Below are 16,905 nucleotides of genomic sequence, written 5' to 3' on the forward strand. Positions count from 1 at the left end.
AGGTGCTCCCATGGCGAACGGCGTCGAGTCCGAATTAAAGTTCCTGTTTTCTCCTGAGGCGCTGCCTGCTGTAAGGACGGCGCTGCGCCGGGATGCAAAAGGCTCGGTAGAGCGAAAGCGGCTCGTTTCGCATTATTTCGACACCGCCGACGATTACCTTTGGCGTCGCGCAATCACGCTGCGCATACGCAACGACGGCGACGAGAGCACTCAGACAATCAAGCGAGAGAAACCGTCCGCGCTGGAGCGGGACGAGTTCGAAACCGAAACAAAAAGCAACGCGCCCGATTTAGCCGCTATTCAGGACGCCCCTCTGTCGCGCCTTTTCAAAAAGTCGAAGGTGCGGAACGGTCTTCGTTGCAACCTCAACGTCGAGGTCGAACGAGAGACGTCGACCGTAATGCTTGACCGAAGCGAGATCGAAACAGCGCTCGATATTGGCGAGATCGAGTCGAACGGCCACGCTCTGCATTTCAGCGAATTGGAGCTCGAGCTCAAAAGAGGGTCGCGCGACGCCTTATTCGAGCTGGCGAGCGCGCTATGCGCCGGCGCCCCGATCACGCTCAGCCTGGTCAGCAAAGCCGAGCGTGGTCATCTTTTAGCTGCCGGCGCCTGGGGCCGCGCATTCAAAGGCCATCTGCCCCAACTTAAGAAACGCATGAATTGCGCCGAGGCGTTCGAACTCGTCTGCCACGCCTGCCTGCACGATTTTCTTCTCAACCTTCAAGCTTTGAGGGGCGCCGACCGAGTCGAAGCCGTCCATCAGGGGCGTGTCGCTTTGCGGCGTTTGCGAGCGGCTCTTCAGCTCTTCAAGCCGATCGTGGAAGACCCCGATTATGAACGCCTCGACGACGAGCTGAAATGGATCGCGCATGTCTTTGGTGAGGCGCGAGATCTCGATGTCTTTCAGGAGAGCGCCTTTGAACCAGCGGCGCGCGGCGGCGCCTGCCCGGGCGCCCGCCAACTCGCGGATCTAACGGAAGCCAGGAGAAATGAGGCGCATGATGCGGCCAATGCCGCCGTGGACTCCGCCCGGCTGCGGCTGATTGTGGTTGATCTCGCCGCCTGGATCGAGAACGGAAGCTGGCGGCAGCCCGAGCGCATCGATTGGCGACAGCCGATCGGACGCTTTGCAAGCGACGCGTTGAGGAAGCGACTCCGCAAATTTGTCGAATCCGCGCGCAATCTGCCTGATCTTGATCCGGCCCAACAGCATAAGGTGCGGATTAAGTCGAAGAAGCTGCGCTACATGGCGGGCTTCTTCAAGAATGCGCCGCGGCTCGTGAGTGAGCGCAAGCCGCTCCGGCGGCTTTTGCAGCGTCTGGAGCAGATGCAAAACTGCCTCGGCTTGCTGCATGACGAGCAAGCGAAGGTCGAGTTTCTGACGCAGGAAATTGGCAGGCTGCCGCCGGGCACCGATCCGATGGTTGCATATGCAGCCGGACGCATCGCGCAGCCGTCCGCCGGCGCGGACGAACGGCTGGCGCTTGCGGTCGACGCTTACCGGGACGTCGCGAGAATGAGGCCTTTCTAGAGGCGCCGGAGCGACGCTCATCCCAAGCTTGAAGTTGCAGCCAAGCTCAACGGACTCCTGCCCCCCAGCGGCCCTAGATATTGTCGCGCCAGATCCTGCTGGATCAACAGCGGGGACATGCCTTGAAAGCGCTTGGACGGAAGGGTCATTAATGGCTCCGATTCCGCGTTATCGCGCCTATGTCGGCCCCGCGGCGCTGTCCGCCGGGTTTCGTCCCTTTTTCCTTCTCGCGGCGCTTTGGGCTTTTTTCGTAGTTCCAGCGTCCGTCGTGTTCCTAACGGGCGCGGCGCCGTCGCCCTCGGCTTTTGCGCCAAATGTCTGGCATGTTCACGAGATCGCGTTCGGCTATGGCGGAGCGGTCGTCGCCGGATTCCTTTTTACCGCGATCCCCAATTGGACCGGACGGTTGCCGCTGCAGGGCCTGCCGCTGGCGGCGCTTGTGGCCATTTGGTTCTCGGGGAGGCTGGCGATTTTGTTTTCAGGCTTGATTGGCGCCGGCGTTGCGGCTGTCGTCGATCTCGCCTTCCCCGCTTTATTCACGATCATCGTCGCCCGGGAGATCGTCACCGGACGCAATTGGCGGAACCTGCCCATCGTTGGCGCGCTCACGCTGCTTCTATGCGGCAATGCGCTCACGCATTTGGAAATGCTCGGGGTCACATCCGTCGACCTGGCCGGCGGCAGGCTCGGCGTGGCGACATTGCTGATGCTGATCGGCCTTATCGGCGGGCGCATCGTTCCGAGCTTCACGCGCAACTGGCTGGTGAAGCAGGACCCGGCGGCGGCGGCGCCGGCGTCCTTCGGCCTCATCGACCGCATGGCGCTCGCAGCGATGGTTCTCGCTTTTTCCGCCTGGACGATCGCGCCGCAAGCACGGGTGACAGCTTGGCTCGCCTTGGCCGCGGGAATGGCTTTGGGAGGTCGGCTGTCCCGATGGCAGGGCGCCCAGTCCGTGAAGGAGCCGCTCTTGTGGGTTTTGCATCTTGGCTACGGCTGGCTATCGCTTGGGCTGTTGCTGCTTGGGGTAAACATTCTCGTCCCCCTCTTGCCACAGACCACCGCGCTGCACGCGCTTACGATCGGCGCCATCGGTACGATGACGCTTGCCGTGATGACGCGCGCCTCGCTCGGCCATACCGGGCGCGCGCTTACCGCCGGCCCGCGGACCACGGCGATCTACGTCATGATCACGCTTGCGACGCTGCTGCGCCTTCTGGCGCCGTTGCTTGGGGCGTTCTATGTCGCAGGATTGTCGCTTGCGGCCGTCGCCTGGTGCGGCGCCTTCGGGAGCTTCGTTCTGTTCTATTTTCGACCGCTGACCCTGCCGCGAGTCGGCGCCGAGGGGGCTCGGCGAATTTAAGCGGCGACGGCGTCCCGCCCAATTGCTGAGCGCCAAAGGTCGATTCTATGGGCTGCTCGGCCCCTCTCCGCCCGCGAGCCAGCGCTGCAAGGGAAAGATTCCGGCAGTTTAGCGCGCTTGCCGCTCGCTTGGGACTTCAGTTCAGCGTCACCCGCTTGTCCCGGCCGATAGAAGACGCCGACAGGCTTTTTTGGTCTTTTTCCGCCGCCTCGTCTGCATCGGCTATCGCCATTGCAACCGCGTCATCGTCGGGCGCGTGATTGAGATCGGGGCTGTTGGGTTCGGCGAGGTAATCGAAACGAGCGATGTAAAGAAGTTCGAGCATCATTCCCTCCATGCGGCGAGGGCCTGTTTCAAACCGAGAGATCGTGCGCTTCTAAGCTTTCAACGATATTAAGAGCCGCGCGCGGCGGGATCAATTGGGTCTAGGCAACGAGCCTATGGGCAACGCGGCGGCCTTCCCTATATAAAGCGCCGGGCCGTCGAGGCCCAATCCTTCGGCTGGCGGACCCGCGCCACAAGGCCCGCGCAATCTAATAGCTGGCCGCGCAAAAGCGGTAGCGTAGCCGTGCGCAAGGCGCCAGATTGCGCTTGTCTCGCCCTTCTGCCCAGGGCGAGAAAAAGGCCCGGCGCACCCCTCGAAATGACTGCGCCGGGCCAAAACAGCCCTCGTCGCTTTTTTTCCAAAGCTTGCGGCGCGACTCTCGCGGGCGCGAGCGCCCGCTCGCCTGGCCAGCGAGGCTCTCCCTCCTCCGCTTCAACGCGTCTGACGGAACGACGCCGAGCCTCATCAATCCGTTGCCGTTCAGGAGCCAAAGAAGTAATCGGCAATTCAAATTTGCCCCGGTCTTGAAACGACCGTACAGACAATTCAGTTTGGTCCGCTCAACTGCTGGAGCTCCATATGGCGTTTCGCTTCGCGTTCATATCCCGACTGCTGCTCGGCGGCGCGCTGCTTCTGCCTAGCCCGTCGGTCTTCGGCCAGATCAGCATCAAGCCCGAGTCGCTCACCCATTACTCCTATTGTGTCAGCAACGCGAAGGACCGCAGCAGCGTCTTCCTGCTGGACCGCGGCACGCTTTTTCGCTGCGTCGATGATACTGCAGTGTCATATTTCAATTACCTTGGCCGGCAAAAAGCACCCGAGAAACGCGTTGTCGAGGCGGAAGGCGTCTTCATCTACCGGATGATCGCCGGCGTCGGAAAATGCTGGAACAAGATCGAGGACGCCTACGGCAATCCGATGTCGGTATATGGCTGCGACATTTTCATCGAGCTCTGAGCGTAACAGGCGGCTGACTCACGCGGATCTTCGCTGGCGCAAGAAGCCTGTTGGCAAGAAGCGCGAAAAAACGGGGAATGGAGAATGCAAATGGGATTTGAACGATCGTCGAAAGCGCGGACGATGCGCCGCAATCGCTTCCTGCGCGTTCGCGGCCCTCGGGCTGGCTTCACGCTTGTCGAAATGCTCGTCGTGCTTGCCATCATCGGCTCGATCGTCGGTCTCGTCGGTCCGCGCGTGCTGAATTATCTGTCGGAATCGAAGGTGAAGACCGCGCAGATTCAGATGGAAAATCTCTCGAGCGCCCTCGATCTCTTCTACCTCGATGCGGGTCGCTACCCCTCGACAGAGGAAGGGTTGAACGCGCTGGTGCAGAGGCCTGCGAGCGTTTCCTCCTGGAGCGGCCCCTATCTGAAATCGGCGGGCGTTCCCAAAGATCCCTGGGGCCATGCTTATCTCTACCGCTCGCCTGGCCAGGGCGGGCCTTACGACGTCGGCTCGCTGGGGCCGGAAGGTCGCGAAGGAAGCGCCGGAGCGCTTTCCCGCAGCGCTCAGTCGAAATGACGCCAATTGGCAGGTCTGCTTCCGCGCGCCGCAAGAGGCGCGCGGGATTTGCCCTGCTCGCGGTCATTTGGGGCACGGGCCTGATTGCGATGATGGTCGTCGCCTTCATGACGTCCGGGCGTCTGAGGCTGCAGACCGCGCATAATATCGCCGGCGCAACCGGGGCGAATTTCATTGCCGAAAGCGCCGTCAACCTCGCCACGCTGACCCTGCTCTCGAAACGTGGCGCGGCGGTCGCCGCGCCAAATGCCGAAACCGACGTCTATGACGGCGCGCCAAGCTTTTGCGTCCTCGATGGCGCGGCGGTCGCGCTGGCGGTCGAGGAAGAAGGCGGCAAAATCGACCTCAACGCCGCGACGCCGCAATTGCTTCAATTGGCGCTGGTCGGAGTCGGGCTGGAAGAACGCGCTGCGAGAGACGTCGCGAATTCAATCGTCTTGTTCCGCACAGCCCCAGCGCCTAATCAGATCGCCCTGACGCTTGCGTCCGACAAGCCCATCGAACCCAAACAAGGTCTGTTCGAGACCGTCATGGAGCTCGATCAGGTGTCCGGCGTCGATGCTGTCTTGTTTCGCGCGTTGATCCCACTCGTGACAGTTCACACCCGAAGCCCGGGAATTGATCCGCATGTGAGCCCGCCCACGCTCTTCGCCGCGCTCAGCGGATATCCGGTCGAGCAGGTTAGATTGCTTGCGGCAACGCCCTATCCCAACCAGATCGACCGCAGAGATGCGCGCTTCCCGTCGAATTTCGTTCAGCCGGCGGACCACGGCGCCTATCTGATTCACGCCGAAGCGCTGCTCGCCTCGGGCCAGACCAGCGCCAAGGACGCGATCATCGATATGCGGCCGTCGAACGGCAAGCAGTTCGCACTCAAGGAAATGCGCCGCGGCCCTTCGAGATATGCGCAACGGCTTCGCGAGATGATCGCGACGAATGGAGCCGGCGTCCCCGACTGCTGATCAGTGCATCTCGCGGTCGGCGCGCCAGGGGCTCTTCGACCAGGGATCCAGGAATGTGCGCCGCGCCGATTGCTCGATGTTATGCGGGCGCCCGATTGCGCGCGTCGAGATGTCGAGGAGTTTGCGCTTGTATTCCTCGGTGATCTCGCGGCCTTCGCTGAGCGAGCGCACGACATGCGGCGTGATCATGATCACGAGCTCGCTCTTGAGGATCGTATTGCCCTTGTCCTTGAACAGATTGCCGACCAGCGGCACGTCGCCTGCGACCGGAATCTGGGCGCTGCCATTGCCATTCTGATCTTTCACGAGCCCGCCGAGCATTAACGACTCGCCGTCATTGACGACAACCTGCGTCTTCACGCGGCGCTGCTGAATGGTCGGCGTCGTGCTGCCAGCCGCCGTATTGGGGTCGACATTGGAGACCTCCTGTTCGAGCTCCAGCATCACGCGACCGCTCTCGCTGATATGCGGCGTGATCTTCAGAATGACGCCCGTATTGGTGTAGTTGACGGAGTTGAACGTATTGCCGATCGCCGAGACGCTGGTCAGCGTCTGGACAGGAATCTGATCGCCGACCTGCAGCATCGCCTCGCGGTTGTCGAGAACGGTCAAGGACGGCGTCGAGATGATGTTAACGTCCGTGATCGTATTGAGCGCGTTGAAGGTCACCTGCTGATTAAGAGCGCGAAACGCATATGCGAAGCCGGGGAACACGGCTCCAACCGGCACGCCGAGAAGATTTGTGCCGAGCTGACTGTTGGGAGCGGGCGCGTTTCCGGTTCCGCTGGAAAAGCCGAAAAGGTTGGAGTGCGTCTGCATGAACCAGCGAACGCCGAAACGCAGCGTGTCGTTGAGGCTGACCTCCGCGATCGTGGCTTCGAGGAAGACCTGGTTGGGCAGCACGTCGAGCGTTTCGATCACCTGCCGAATACGACGATAGTCCTCCGGGGTCGCCATGACGATCAGGGCATTTTTGGCGTCGTCGACGCCGATCTTGTAGCGATCGTTGTCGAGACTGACCGCCGGCGTCGGCCCAGGCCCCGTGCCGTTCTGCGAGCCGCCCGGAACGCTGAAGCCGCTGATGCTGCTGGGATTGCCCACGCCGCCGCCCAAACCGCCGCCGCCCCCGAGGCCGCCGCTCATCCCGCCACCGCCCAGACCTCCGCTCGACGCCACGCCGCCGCCGCCCACGCCGGACGTCGGTCCCGACGCCGAGAGCGCGCCTAGCGGGCTCGTCGCCTGACCGCCGCCGAGACCGCCACCCAAGCCATTGCCCGAGGACAGCGACGACTGACCGAAACGCGGCGAGACGCTGGAATCGCCCTGTCCCTTGGCGCCGAAGATGGAAGTGAGAACCATCATCAGCTCTTTGGCCGGACGGTTCTGCACGCGATAGGTGAAAAACTGTTTCTCCGCATGCTCGGCGCGGGCGTCCAGCTTCTCGATCCAGGCGCGGGCGCGGGCGAGATATTGCGGCTGCGATGAAATGACGAGGATAGAGGAGAGCCGCTTGTTGCCGATAAAGCGAATCATCCCGCCCATCGGCCCTTCCTTCTCGGAGCCGAAGACATTTTTGAGATCGTCGGCGAGCATATCGGCGTCGCCGCTGCGCACGGGCACCAATGCGAAGGACATGCCCTTCATCGTATCGATGTCGAACATGTTGATGGCGTCCTGCAGGGTCGCGATGTCCTGAGGCGCGCCGGAAAGCGTCAAAGTGTTGCGGGCGTCGTCGGCGCGGACAATGGCCCCGCGCGCCGCGATCGGCTCCAGCACGCGCTTCATCTCGGCGGCGGAAACGTAGCGCAGCTGCACAACCCGCGCGCCCTCGCCGAACTGGGCCGAATCGACCGGCGATGAATCGCTCGTGATCACTTCGCCCGAGATGGCGGCCTGCTCGCTCGGAACGATCTTGTAGATATTGCCGGCCTTGACCACCGAAGCGCCGGAGACGCGCAGCGCGGACTGGAACAGATCCAGCGCAGCGCCCTTGTGGACCGGATTGGCGGTATGGACCGTCACCTTGCCATCGAGCTTCGGGTCGACGACGAAATCCGCGCCCAATATGTCGCCGACGACGATCTTGGCGGCCTGCGAGATTGGAAGATTGACCAGATTGAGGGTCACCCCGTCTTCGCCAACCGGATCGGACGAGCCTGAGCGCCCCCTGCTCGAGCCGATAAATCTGCCGGTGCCCGTGGCGACGAGCGCCCGCTCACTGGCGCTTCTGGGCCGCAGCAGCCCCTCCGAACGCCCGCCGCCACCACCGCTCCGGGCCGGACGGGAGATTGGCTCGACGTTCCATTCCGCGACCGGCGGCCCGCCGCCGGCCCCAGTCGTCGACTCGCACCCAGCGGCGCTTGCGACAGCCAAAGCCAGAAGAGACGCTTTAAATTCAACGCGCAAATCTCAAACCCGTCTTTTGACCGTCGCCCCGAGCTTAGTGCGGTGACGCTTACCACGTTTGCGCAAGCGTCGCCACGCGAACGCGGCGTCATTAGAGCCCTTAAACTGAACTATTATGAAATGTTGGAACATGTTAGAGATCTTCCTGCCGGTGAAAACAGCTGAGCTTACCAAGGAGAGCCGCGAAGGCGGCAAGACCGGGGCGGCGCTCGCAATGCCTGTGGATTACCGCCCTTCCGTCTCCTTCAACAATTCTCACGGCCGGTGAGGCGCCATTGAACCGCGCATTCCTTTCCCTCGTCGCCGGCCCGCCTTCACTGACAACTTGTCGACGCCGCCGGCGGGCGCTTTTGCCGCTTGCGCGCGATATCTTTTTTTGGCGCGGCGACGGACGGGCCCTGGCCCCCGCGGCCTGGGCGGCCGCCTTCGCCCTCCTTGCGCTTCTGGGGCAATGGGCCGACGTGGGGTTCTTTCTGATCCCGAGCCTCTTGCTCCTGCCAGCCCTCGGCCTGATTGCACTTTACGACGCTCGATACTTCGTCATCCCCGACGGGCCGGTTCTGTTTCTCGGGCTCTGCGGATTCGCGACTTTCCTCATAGGCGCGCCGCAGGAGGCGGCGTCCCGGCTCGCCGCCGGCGCCGTTGGTTACGCGGCCATGCGCCTCGTCGCCCTTGCTTATGAAACCCTTCGAGGCGCCCCCGGCGTTGGCGAGGGCGACGCCAAGCTCTATGCGCTCGCCGGGATCTGGCTCGGTTTCGCGGGCCTGCCGTCTTGTCTGATTTACGCTGTGCTGTCCGCCCTGATTTCGGCGGTCGTCGCGCTTCGGCAAGGAACGCTCGAAGACGCGCGCCAGCCTATTCCCTTCGGCCCGCATCTGGCGCTTGGCCTCTGGCTGGTCTGGGTCTTCGGGCCGCTGGAAGCCGGCTAGCCAAAACCGCCTTCACTGCTGGCGCAGCGCGACCGTCGCATCGACCGCCAGGACGCGCCCCATCCGATTCGCCGCAATCTTCACGGAAACGAGGATCGGCAGTCCTGTCTGGCTGTTCCAGACCTGGCTCCAGGCGGGCGGCGGCCCCTGCTGCGGCAAACCACCCATCGGCGCCTGCTGCTGCTTGCCGAAGAAGGAAAATTGCACATCGGCGAGATTGGTCAGGATCACCGTTTTTCTCATGTCGGCGCGCGCCGGCGTGATACCGTCCTTCGGGCGATAGGGCTTCGTCCAGACAGCCAGCGCCGGCCCCTCGGGGCCGAGGTCGACGCCGATTTCCGTCACGATCAGCCCGCCCCATTGCCCGCCGCCTTCGCTCAGGGCGATGAAGCGGCAAGCGTCCGGCCCGCCGCGAAAGGAGGCGGAGGCGCCAAGCGTCGTTTGCATCGCCGGTTCGCTCGCGACCAGATAGCTTTTGCCGATCAATCCGACCGTCGCTCTGAGCGCTGATTCTACTTCATCCAGCGCCTCGCTGGCGCGGCTCACTTCCCATGTTCGCCGCCCCATATGAATGCCGCCCAGGATCGAGCCGGTAATCAGCGAGAGGATGCTGATCGCCAGCAATAGTTCGAGAAGCGTGAAGCCGTCAGGCGCGCGTCGCTTCATAGCGGATCAGAAGCCGGCCGCCATGGCGCCTGCTGTTGGGTATCGGCCGGTTTTATCTTGACCACGGAGAGCGTGTAGGTCTCCCCAAAACCGGAGGGCTTCTTGATAACGAGGCGCGCATGGAAGCTCGTGGCGACGGGCGCCCCGCCGGGCCCCGCGACGGTCCGGCCCGGCGCGACCGACAGAAACCAGTAGAGGCCATCCGGGTAACGGCCGCTCGTCTCGCCGATCGGAACCGACCCGTCCGCCCCCAGGGCGTCGAGTTGCGACGCTCCCTGGCGCGCCGCGCGCAACAGGAAATCCGCGCGCGTCTCATTGCGGACGCCGCCGCTGACGCCGTTGAGAAGCTGCGACAAAGTCATGGCGAGGATGGCGAAGGCGGCAAGCGACTCGATGAGGGAAAAACCTTGCCTGGATTTCAGCCGAGCCCGCATTTGGCCTCGCCTGTCAGCCAGTTGATCGAGATCGTCGCCCGCGCTTCGGGCGTCTGCAAAATCATATCGCCGCCCGTCGAGCCGCCGTCCGGGAAGAATGTGATGGCGCCGCTGCGCTCCGACAGGCGCTGCGTGTTCGCGACGTCGAGCCCAATCTGGGCGTCAGCGGGCAGCTTGCCGACGCCGCCGACCGGAGACGCATAAGTCTTGCTGAAGAGGTCGACGACGACGGCCGCCTCTCCATTGGTCGCGATGGCGCGCGAGCGGGTGGCGCGAAGCGTCGCGCAAAAGCCGCGCGTCGCCGCCTCGAGCCGCATGCGGGCGGAGGGCGGGCGCAGAAGTTGCGAGGACATGCCGGCGAGGAGCGCGATCAGCGCCAGCACGACGAGCGATTCCAGCATTGTAAAGCCGGCGCGCCGGCGCTGCGGAAAGCGTCGGCGCCGCATCACTTCACCGCAAGATCGTTGATGCTGAGCACCGCATCCATCACCGTCATGATCAGGCCGCCGACGACAGTGGCGATGAAGATCGTCAGTATCGGCGTCAACAGGCCCATCGCTCTTTCGATGGAGCGCTGGGTCTCGCGCTCGAACATGGCGGCGACGCGCAGCAGCATGTCACCGAGCTGCGCCGTCTCTTCGCCGATCGTGACCATCTGCAACGCGACGGGCGGCAAGTAAGGCACATTGGCGAGGGAGCCGCTGAGATGCGCGCCGCCGCGCACCGCCTCGATCACGCCGACAAGCTCATTATTGAAAAACTGGTTCGAGACCGCCGTGCGCGCGCTTTCCAGCCCCTGAAGCAGCGGAACGCCCGCCTTCAGCATCGAGCCCAGCGTGCGCGCAAAACGCGCCGTCGCAAATTGCGCGAGCAGCGACCCGATGACGGGAATGCGCAGATAGAAGCGGTGAAGGGCGATGAGCCAAGGCAGGCGCGACTGAGCCATCTTGTACATGGCCGCTATCGCGCCGCCGATGATCGCGAGAACGAGCGCAATGGTCCCGAGGTTCGCCTCGACGTTGATGATGAATTGCAGGCCCGCCGGCATGTCCTTGCCATTGTCGGCGAAAATCGGCGCGATGCTGGGGACGAGCGTGCCTAGAACGACGCCCGTCGCCACAATGGCGAGCGTGATGAGCAAAGCGGGATAAATCAGCGCGCTCTGCACCCGCGCCTTCAACTCCAGTCGGCGCTCCAACATCTCGGCGAGATCCGAGAGCGCCGGACCGACCTTGCCGACCGTCTCGCCCTCTCGCACGACATTCACATATTCCTGGCCAAAAATGTCGGGCCGCCGCGACAAGGCGTCGGAGAGCGAGGCGCCGTCGACGATTCGCGCCAGAATTTCCTGCGCGAGCTCGCGTAGCGCCGGCGTCGGGCTTTGCGCCGAGAGGATGCGCAGACTCTGATCCAGCGGCACGTCCGCCTGCTCCAGCGTCGCGAATTCGCGGGTGAAGGAGGCGATCTGCGCCGCGTTCGGGCCTCGCTTGCCGAACGAGATTTGCGTCAGCCGCGCGGCGCCTTCCGCCTTGGCGGCGCGCGTCTCGAAAGGCGTGACGCCCCGCTGGAACAGCGCGTCCTCGGCTTCCGCGACCGTGCGCGCCTCGATCTCGCCTTCGAGCAGATCGCCGGAGCCGCTATAGGCGCGATATTTGAACATCGGCATGAGCGTCAATCCATTCGCGTGACGCGCGCGACTTCCTCGATCGTCGTCTCGCCGCGCCAAGCCTTGGTCATGCCGCACTGATACATGGTGATCATGCCAGCTTCGCGCGCCGCCGCTTCGAGCTGCGCGTCGGGCGCGCTCTCACAAACGAGCCGCTGCATCCGCTCATTCATGATGAGCAGCTCCGCGATGGTGGAGCGGCCCGTGTAGCCGAGATTGCGGCAATTCGGGCAGCCCCTGGGCGATGAAAGCCTGTCGGGCCCCTTGGCGAAAGCTTCTCCGGCGAATTGCGCGCGAACCTGCGTGCGTGTCTCCAGAGGGCCCGCGCATTGGCAGAGGCGACGCACGAGACGCTGGGCCAGCACCGCCTTCACGGTCGAGGCGATGAGGTAATTCTCGACTCCCATGTCGATGAGACGCGTGATCGACGCCGCCGCGCTGTTGGTATGCAGCGTCGAAAAGACGAGATGGCCGGTCAGCGACGCCTGAATGGCGATCTTCGCGGTCTCGGCGTCGCGAATCTCGCCAATCATGATGATGTCGGGGTCCTGGCGCAGAATCGCGCGCAGCGTATTGGGAAAGTCCAGCCCGATCCCCGGCTGCACCTGCACCTGATTGACGCCGGCAAGCTGATATTCGATGGGGTCCTCGACGGTGAAGACCTTTACGTCGGGCGTCGTCAGCTCCTTGAGCGCCGTATAGAGCGTCGTCGTTTTGCCGCTGCCCGTCGGGCCGGTGACGAGCACGATGCCATTCGGATTGCGCATCACCTTGCGCAGCTGCTCGGTCGTCTGCGGCTCGAAGCCCAGCCGGTCGAAATCGAGCGCGATCTGGCTGCGGTCGAGAATGCGCAGCACGATACTTTCGCCATGCGCCGTCGGGAGGGTCGAAACGCGAAAATCGATGTCGACGCCGCGAATCGCGAGCTTGATGCGCCCGTCCTGCGGCAGGCGCCGCTCAGCGATGTCGAGACGCGCCATGATCTTGATGCGCGACGCGATGGCCGCCTTGAGGCCCGGCGGCAAGGTCTCCGCCGTCCGCAAGGCGCCGTCGATTCGGTAGCGCACCTGCACGGCTTCGAGCGACGGCTCGATGTGGATATCCGACGCGCGGGCTTCGATCGCGTCGCCGATGATCTGATTGACGCGCCGCACGACCGGCGCCTCATTGGCGATGTCGCGCAGGCGTTGAAGGTCGAATTCGCTAGCGTCATTGGCGCGCGCGTCGTTATCGACCAGCGAAACACCGTCCTGCCTAGCGCCATAGAGGGACGACCACGCCTTGTCGAATTGCGCCGGCGTCGCGAGCCTCAGCTCGATCTCATAGCCTGTGGAATAGGACAGCGCCTGAACCGGCTCGAGATCGAGCGGATCGGTCACCGCAAGCCGCAAACGCCGCCCCTCCACCGCAAGCGGCAACAGCCGGTTGGCGTGGATGAATTTTTCCGGGATCTCGGCGCGCAGCGGCGGCTCCATCGGAACCTCGCTCGGTTCGAGCTGCGGGATGCCCAGGAATTTGCCCAGATGCCCGCAAAGATCGACCTCTGAAACGAGGCCGAGCTTCGTCAGCACTTGATCGAATCGCTCGCCGCTTTGTAAGGCCGCGCGTTGCGAACGCTGCAGGGCAAGTTCGTCGATAGCCTTTTCGCTAAGGATAAAGCCGCCGAAGGCCTCGGCGAATTCGGGGCTGTTCGCGTCCGGCCATGCGTTGGGCCCGGAATGCGCGGTCTGCCCCGGAATCTCGGTCTGCGCCGCCATCGACGACCCTTCGCTGGATCAACACCGGACCCAGCAGTAACGATAGCGGGCTATCTTCGCAATAAGGACGATTTATCAGAGCTTTGACGTCGGAATGTCATATTCTGGCGTAAATTGCGCCTTTAGCCTGAGTCTAGGTCGAACGATATCACCGATGTCCAGCGCTCGAACGCCTAACGCCGCGAGTCCCCGCCAAGCATGGCGGAAGTTTGGATTCTGGGGCATCGCTCTCCTTGCGCTTTCCGCGCCGGCGGCCGAAGCGGCGACGGCGAGCAGGACCTATTTTTTCGCCACGCGTGAGGCTTGCGCCGCCTCGGGCGCCTTCACGGTCCAGGAATGCGCCAGCGCATTCGCCAATGCACGGTTGCAGCTGCGCGCCTTGGCGCCTCGTTTCGAATCGAGTTCCGCCTGTCGGATGCGTTTCCGCCTATGCTCGGTGGCCCGGATCGACCCACAGGAGGGCGAGGCGCTCGGCTATGCGCAAGACGAAGCCATCGTCTTCACCCCGATGGCGCTCGGCGTGGAGATGGTCGCCTCTGCAAAAGGCGCCGAGGCGGCCCCTACCCTTGCGATCGATACGCCTGCCCGGCTCTTCCCCTATGCCCCGGTCGCGCGCCCTTACGAGCCCCCACGCCCCGGCTTGGATCAACCCGGCGAATTCCAGGAAAAAAACGTGATGATCCTCGCCGCCGATCATTTCGAGCCTTTCTCGAAGCGCAAGCCCTTCGACGGTCCCATGACCTTCACGGCGTCGGCGCTGGGCGCGATCGTGGGCGCGACGCATGACGTCTCGCCCGCTGAGACGCGAGAGGAGCGTCGCGCGCGGTTGAAGACGGCGCCGTTTATGGAGTAGGGCTTTCGCTGCAAGCTTGGACCCGGGCGGCTATGGCCGCGCCGAGTCGTTTCGTCGGCGCGCCTCCTGCGCCGGGTTGTCGTCACTCTGCCGGGGTCTCCTGTCCTTGCCAAGCGAGTTCTGGACGCGAGATGTCATCGAAGGCTCGCTCAAGCCGGCGGCCGAGCGCTTTTTCGCTTGGTACCGACGCGAATTTTTCAGCTTCTTCCCGCCGGAGACAACCGCCTGGCTGACCGACCGTGGCGATCGTCAGCTCGTTCTCAGGGCCGGAGAGCGAAACCTCTGGCGCCTCGACGCCCGCGGCGCGCCGCTTTGGAGCCTCTCCGCCGATGAAATCGCAGCATCGTCACTGGACGAGGCGCTGGGGCGTCGGAACATAGCCCGCCAAGCGGCGCGGATCAGGCTCGAAATCGACGGGTCGGCCTTCTTTGTGCGCCGCTTCGACATCCCTGCCGTCGCCCAGGCCAATCTCCCCAGGCTGCTCGTCGCCGACATAGAACGTAAGACGCCGTTTCGGCTCGCCGACGTCGTCTACGGCCATACGACCGCCCCGCATCCGGCGTCAGCGGATAAGCTGCGCGTGAGCCTGTGGATCTTGCGCCGCGACTTCATCGACGGCGCGATTGCGGCCGCTGGCCTTGCCCCAGGCGACATCTCCTTCATCAAGCCGGTCGGACTGCGCGACGCCGTGGCCGAAGCGCCGTCGATCGTGATCGGCGGAAAGACAGAAGTCTCCCATTACTTTCGCAACATCGCGATCGGCCTGTCGGCCGCGACCGCCCTCCTCTTCGCGGCAAGCGTCGGCGCCACGCTGTGGCGGCAGTCCGCTCTCAATGAAGAGCTCGACGCAAAGATTCAGGACATGTCGTCGCGCGCGGCGAAAGTGCGGCAGGTTGTCGATCGGGCCTCAGCGGAAAGCCGTCTCCTTGCCGTGTTGCGCAAAGCGCGGCGCGACGGGCCGCTCTTTGCCGATCTCTGGGAAGAAGTGGCGCGCGTCATGCCCGATGGAGCCTACGCCACCGATTTTCGCTTAAGCGAGCCCAAGCCGAATGACAAAGCCATCGACATTGTCGGCTTTGCCGATTCGGCTGTCGGCTTGCCGGCGCTTTTCAACAAATCGCCCCTCTTCGCGGACGCCGGATTGACGGCCCCGATCACCCCCGACCCCCGTGAAAAGCGCGAAGGCTTTTCCCTTCAGGTGAAGTTCGAAAAGAAGCCCGGGGCCGCGAAATGAACTGGAAGGATTTCCTTCACAGCCCCCAAAAGGGACGCGCCCTATTCGTCGGCGTCAATCTGCTGGCTCTTGGGCTTTTCTACCTCGTCTTCATCGAGCCCGCGCGGCGCATGGTCGCCGACGGCGCCGAAGCGATCGCCGAGCGCCGCCAAACACTGGCGCGTTACGAAGCGGTCGCTCTGCACGAGGGGCAGATTCAGGATTATGCGCGCCAAGTCGCCGAGACCAATGGGCGCGGCGAACTTTTCGACGGGGATAGCGAAGGCGTCATCAACGCCAATTTGCAGGCGCGGCTCAAGTCGATCGCCGAAAGCGCGCAAGTCACCGTCCGCTCGATCCAGATGTTGCCCGAAAAACAATTCCAGGGCGTCACGCTCGTCGGCGCGCGCCTCGACGTCGCGGGCGGCTATGAGAATGTGCATGCGCTGGCGCGCGCGCTCGAAGGCGAGCCGCCCTTGATGATCATCACAGCGGCGACGCTTCGCAATCAGGCGATGATGTGGGGCGCGCCGCAGCAGGGCGAAACGGAAATCGAGGCTCAATTCGACGTGTTCGGCGGCGCGCCGCAGAAAGGCCGCCAATGAGCCCCGCCGAACTCTCCAAACTCGTCGCGGAGTTCTCGCGCCGCTCGATCGCCCTCGCCGCGCCGGCTCAGAAAGCGCAACTCTCGCCTTTGTCGGCGATCATTCTGGCGGTTCTCGCGGCGACCACTCTCCTGGCGGCGCTATTTGCCGCCATCGCTTTCCTGGCGCCGATCGACTCGGACGCAACCGTCTCCGCCCCGGCCTGGACGCCGCCAACGCTTGCTGTCGCAGACCTCGCGCCGCCCAAGCCGGCAAGCGCCGATCAGGAATCATTATCCCGGCCGATTTTCTCGAAGAACAGAAAGCCAGCTCCGAAGATTGCGAAGGCTTCCACTGCGACGGCCGCCGAAATGGCCGCGGCGCCCCCCGGCTTGGCGATCAACGCCATCGTGAAGAATAAGAAGACGACGCAGGCTTTCGTGACCTCGTCCGAGTCGCCCGACGGCCTCTGGAAGAGGGTCGGCGAAACCGTCGATTCCTGGACAATCTCCGCGATAGAGAGAGATGGCGTCGTTCTGACGAATGGAGCCCAGACGGCAAGAGTAAAGCTCTATGCCGACCCGCTCCCGCCGGCGGCCGATGGGATGCCCCCTCCCCCGACGCCCTTGCAGTAAGCTCTTACCATTTCCGTTTGAATAGCTTGCATTGGGACATGTCATTCCCGGCGGGCTGAA

Annotated in this window: 18 protein-coding genes; 11 read left to right on the plus strand and 7 right to left on the minus strand. The window is 63.6% G+C overall.

The genetic code is table 11. From position 1 onward, the window contains the following. Positions 1-10: 10 nt before the first annotated feature. Positions 11-1,534, plus strand: coding sequence for a CYTH and CHAD domain-containing protein (locus OGR47_RS10700; RefSeq protein WP_165048946.1), 1,524 nt, complete (start codon positions 11-13; stop codon positions 1,532-1,534). Between the two features lie 151 nt (positions 1,535-1,685). Further along, a complete protein-coding gene (locus tag OGR47_RS10705; protein ID WP_165048949.1) occupies positions 1,686-2,894 on the plus strand; it encodes an NnrS family protein in 1,209 nt (402 codons plus the stop codon). A 136-nt stretch (positions 2,895-3,030) separates the two neighbouring features. On the opposite strand, the gene OGR47_RS10710 is transcribed toward OGR47_RS10705, so the two are convergent. Further along, complete coding sequence (locus OGR47_RS10710) at positions 3,031-3,219, minus strand: hypothetical protein (protein WP_267270084.1); 189 nt, start codon at positions 3,217-3,219, stop codon at positions 3,031-3,033. A 579-nt stretch (positions 3,220-3,798) separates the two neighbouring features. Between OGR47_RS10710 and OGR47_RS10715 the strand changes: the two genes are divergently transcribed. From OGR47_RS10715 to OGR47_RS10725, 3 genes are all read left to right on the plus strand, one after another. After that, on the plus strand, positions 3,799-4,176 hold the full coding sequence (locus OGR47_RS10715; RefSeq protein WP_206527387.1) for a hypothetical protein: 378 nt from the start codon (positions 3,799-3,801) through the stop codon (positions 4,174-4,176). A 90-nt stretch (positions 4,177-4,266) separates the two neighbouring features. Continuing rightward, the gene (gene gspG / locus OGR47_RS10720) at positions 4,267-4,740 is read left to right on the plus strand and encodes a type II secretion system major pseudopilin GspG (RefSeq protein ID WP_206527388.1); all 474 of its coding nucleotides are present in this window, start codon (positions 4,267-4,269) and stop codon (positions 4,738-4,740) included. Then, complete coding sequence (locus OGR47_RS10725; RefSeq protein WP_165048955.1) at positions 4,737-5,702, plus strand: type II secretion system protein GspK; 966 nt, start codon at positions 4,737-4,739, stop codon at positions 5,700-5,702. The genes gspG and OGR47_RS10725 overlap by 4 nt, the downstream gene beginning before the upstream one ends. Here the strand turns inward: OGR47_RS10725 and gspD are convergent, their stop codons facing one another. Beyond that, positions 5,703-7,829, minus strand: a complete 2,127-nt coding sequence (gene gspD / locus OGR47_RS10730) for a type II secretion system secretin GspD (protein WP_246729556.1) — start codon at positions 7,827-7,829, stop codon at positions 5,703-5,705. It lies immediately after the preceding gene. Positions 7,830-8,238: 409 nt separating this feature from the next. On the opposite strand from gspD, the gene OGR47_RS10735 reads away from it, so the two are divergent. Next, the gene (locus OGR47_RS10735; protein WP_165048957.1) at positions 8,239-8,376 is read left to right on the plus strand and encodes a hypothetical protein; all 138 of its coding nucleotides are present in this window, start codon (positions 8,239-8,241) and stop codon (positions 8,374-8,376) included. Positions 8,377-8,383: 7 nt separating this feature from the next. Next, positions 8,384-9,037, plus strand: a complete 654-nt coding sequence (locus OGR47_RS10740) for a prepilin peptidase (protein ID WP_165048959.1) — start codon at positions 8,384-8,386, stop codon at positions 9,035-9,037. A gap of 12 nt (positions 9,038-9,049) precedes the next feature. Here the strand turns inward: OGR47_RS10740 and OGR47_RS10745 are convergent, their stop codons facing one another. From OGR47_RS10745 to OGR47_RS10765, 5 genes are read right to left on the minus strand one after another with little or no spacing between them, the layout of a single operon-like run. Beyond that, on the minus strand, positions 9,050-9,703 hold the full coding sequence (locus OGR47_RS10745; RefSeq protein ID WP_165048961.1) for a prepilin-type N-terminal cleavage/methylation domain-containing protein: 654 nt from the start codon (positions 9,701-9,703) through the stop codon (positions 9,050-9,052). Then, on the minus strand, positions 9,700-10,137 hold the full coding sequence (locus OGR47_RS10750) for a type II secretion system protein (protein WP_165048963.1): 438 nt from the start codon (positions 10,135-10,137) through the stop codon (positions 9,700-9,702). Before OGR47_RS10750 ends, OGR47_RS10745 begins: the two co-directional genes overlap by 4 nt. Beyond that, complete coding sequence (locus tag OGR47_RS10755; protein ID WP_246729557.1) at positions 10,122-10,538, minus strand: GspH/FimT family pseudopilin; 417 nt, start codon at positions 10,536-10,538, stop codon at positions 10,122-10,124. Before OGR47_RS10755 ends, OGR47_RS10750 begins: the two co-directional genes overlap by 16 nt. Before the next feature lie 44 nt (positions 10,539-10,582). Beyond that, the gene (locus OGR47_RS10760; protein ID WP_165048965.1) at positions 10,583-11,803 is read right to left on the minus strand and encodes a type II secretion system F family protein; all 1,221 of its coding nucleotides are present in this window, start codon (positions 11,801-11,803) and stop codon (positions 10,583-10,585) included. Between the two features lie 5 nt (positions 11,804-11,808). Continuing rightward, positions 11,809-13,560, minus strand: coding sequence for a GspE/PulE family protein (locus OGR47_RS10765; RefSeq protein ID WP_165048967.1), 1,752 nt, complete (start codon positions 13,558-13,560; stop codon positions 11,809-11,811). Between the two features lie 154 nt (positions 13,561-13,714). On the opposite strand from OGR47_RS10765, the gene OGR47_RS10770 reads away from it, so the two are divergent. The 4 genes from OGR47_RS10770 to OGR47_RS10785 all read left to right on the plus strand — a co-directional run bounded on the left by OGR47_RS10770 (position 13,715) and on the right by OGR47_RS10785 (position 16,845). Continuing rightward, positions 13,715-14,413, plus strand: a complete 699-nt coding sequence (locus OGR47_RS10770; protein ID WP_165048969.1) for a DUF1190 domain-containing protein — start codon at positions 13,715-13,717, stop codon at positions 14,411-14,413. A gap of 106 nt (positions 14,414-14,519) precedes the next feature. Then, a complete protein-coding gene (locus tag OGR47_RS10775; RefSeq protein WP_165048971.1) occupies positions 14,520-15,647 on the plus strand; it encodes a PilN domain-containing protein in 1,128 nt (375 codons plus the stop codon). After that, the gene (gene gspM, locus OGR47_RS10780; protein WP_165048973.1) at positions 15,644-16,231 is read left to right on the plus strand and encodes a type II secretion system protein GspM; all 588 of its coding nucleotides are present in this window, start codon (positions 15,644-15,646) and stop codon (positions 16,229-16,231) included. Before OGR47_RS10775 ends, gspM begins: the two co-directional genes overlap by 4 nt. Next, positions 16,228-16,845 carry a hypothetical protein gene (locus OGR47_RS10785; protein WP_165048975.1) on the plus strand — a complete coding sequence of 206 codons (618 nt, stop codon included), beginning with the start codon at positions 16,228-16,230 and terminating at the stop codon, positions 16,843-16,845. Before gspM ends, OGR47_RS10785 begins: the two co-directional genes overlap by 4 nt. Positions 16,846-16,905 lie beyond the last annotated feature (60 nt).

Origin of the sequence: Methylocystis sp. MJC1 (assembly GCF_026427715.1) — a bacterium.
Taxonomy (GTDB): Bacteria; Pseudomonadota; Alphaproteobacteria; order Rhizobiales; family Beijerinckiaceae; genus Methylocystis.

What these genes read in the sequence shown, in the direction of transcription:
- OGR47_RS10700 (WP_165048946.1), top strand. Translation starts at nt 11, where the DNA reads ATGGCGAACGGCGTCGAGTCCGAATTAAAGTTCCTGTTTTCTCCTGAG.
- OGR47_RS10705 (WP_165048949.1), top strand. Translation starts at nt 1,686, where the DNA reads ATGGCTCCGATTCCGCGTTATCGCGCCTATGTCGGCCCCGCGGCGCTG.
- OGR47_RS10710 (WP_267270084.1), bottom strand. Translation starts at nt 3,219, where the DNA reads ATGCTCGAACTTCTTTACATCGCTCGTTTCGATTACCTCGCCGAACCC.
- OGR47_RS10715 (WP_206527387.1), top strand. Translation starts at nt 3,799, where the DNA reads ATGGCGTTTCGCTTCGCGTTCATATCCCGACTGCTGCTCGGCGGCGCG.
- gspG (WP_206527388.1), top strand. Translation starts at nt 4,267, where the DNA reads ATGGGATTTGAACGATCGTCGAAAGCGCGGACGATGCGCCGCAATCGC.
- OGR47_RS10725 (WP_165048955.1), top strand. Translation starts at nt 4,737, where the DNA reads ATGACGCCAATTGGCAGGTCTGCTTCCGCGCGCCGCAAGAGGCGCGCG.
- OGR47_RS10735 (WP_165048957.1), top strand. Translation starts at nt 8,239, where the DNA reads ATGTTAGAGATCTTCCTGCCGGTGAAAACAGCTGAGCTTACCAAGGAG.
- OGR47_RS10745 (WP_165048961.1), bottom strand. Translation starts at nt 9,703, where the DNA reads ATGAAGCGACGCGCGCCTGACGGCTTCACGCTTCTCGAACTATTGCTG.
- OGR47_RS10750 (WP_165048963.1), bottom strand. Translation starts at nt 10,137, where the DNA reads ATGCGGGCTCGGCTGAAATCCAGGCAAGGTTTTTCCCTCATCGAGTCG.
- OGR47_RS10755 (WP_246729557.1), bottom strand. Translation starts at nt 10,538, where the DNA reads ATGCTGGAATCGCTCGTCGTGCTGGCGCTGATCGCGCTCCTCGCCGGC.
- OGR47_RS10760 (WP_165048965.1), bottom strand. Translation starts at nt 11,803, where the DNA reads ATGCCGATGTTCAAATATCGCGCCTATAGCGGCTCCGGCGATCTGCTC.
- OGR47_RS10765 (WP_165048967.1), bottom strand. Translation starts at nt 13,560, where the DNA reads ATGGCGGCGCAGACCGAGATTCCGGGGCAGACCGCGCATTCCGGGCCC.
- OGR47_RS10770 (WP_165048969.1), top strand. Translation starts at nt 13,715, where the DNA reads ATGTCCAGCGCTCGAACGCCTAACGCCGCGAGTCCCCGCCAAGCATGG.
- gspM (WP_165048973.1), top strand. Translation starts at nt 15,644, where the DNA reads ATGAACTGGAAGGATTTCCTTCACAGCCCCCAAAAGGGACGCGCCCTA.
- OGR47_RS10785 (WP_165048975.1), top strand. Translation starts at nt 16,228, where the DNA reads ATGAGCCCCGCCGAACTCTCCAAACTCGTCGCGGAGTTCTCGCGCCGC.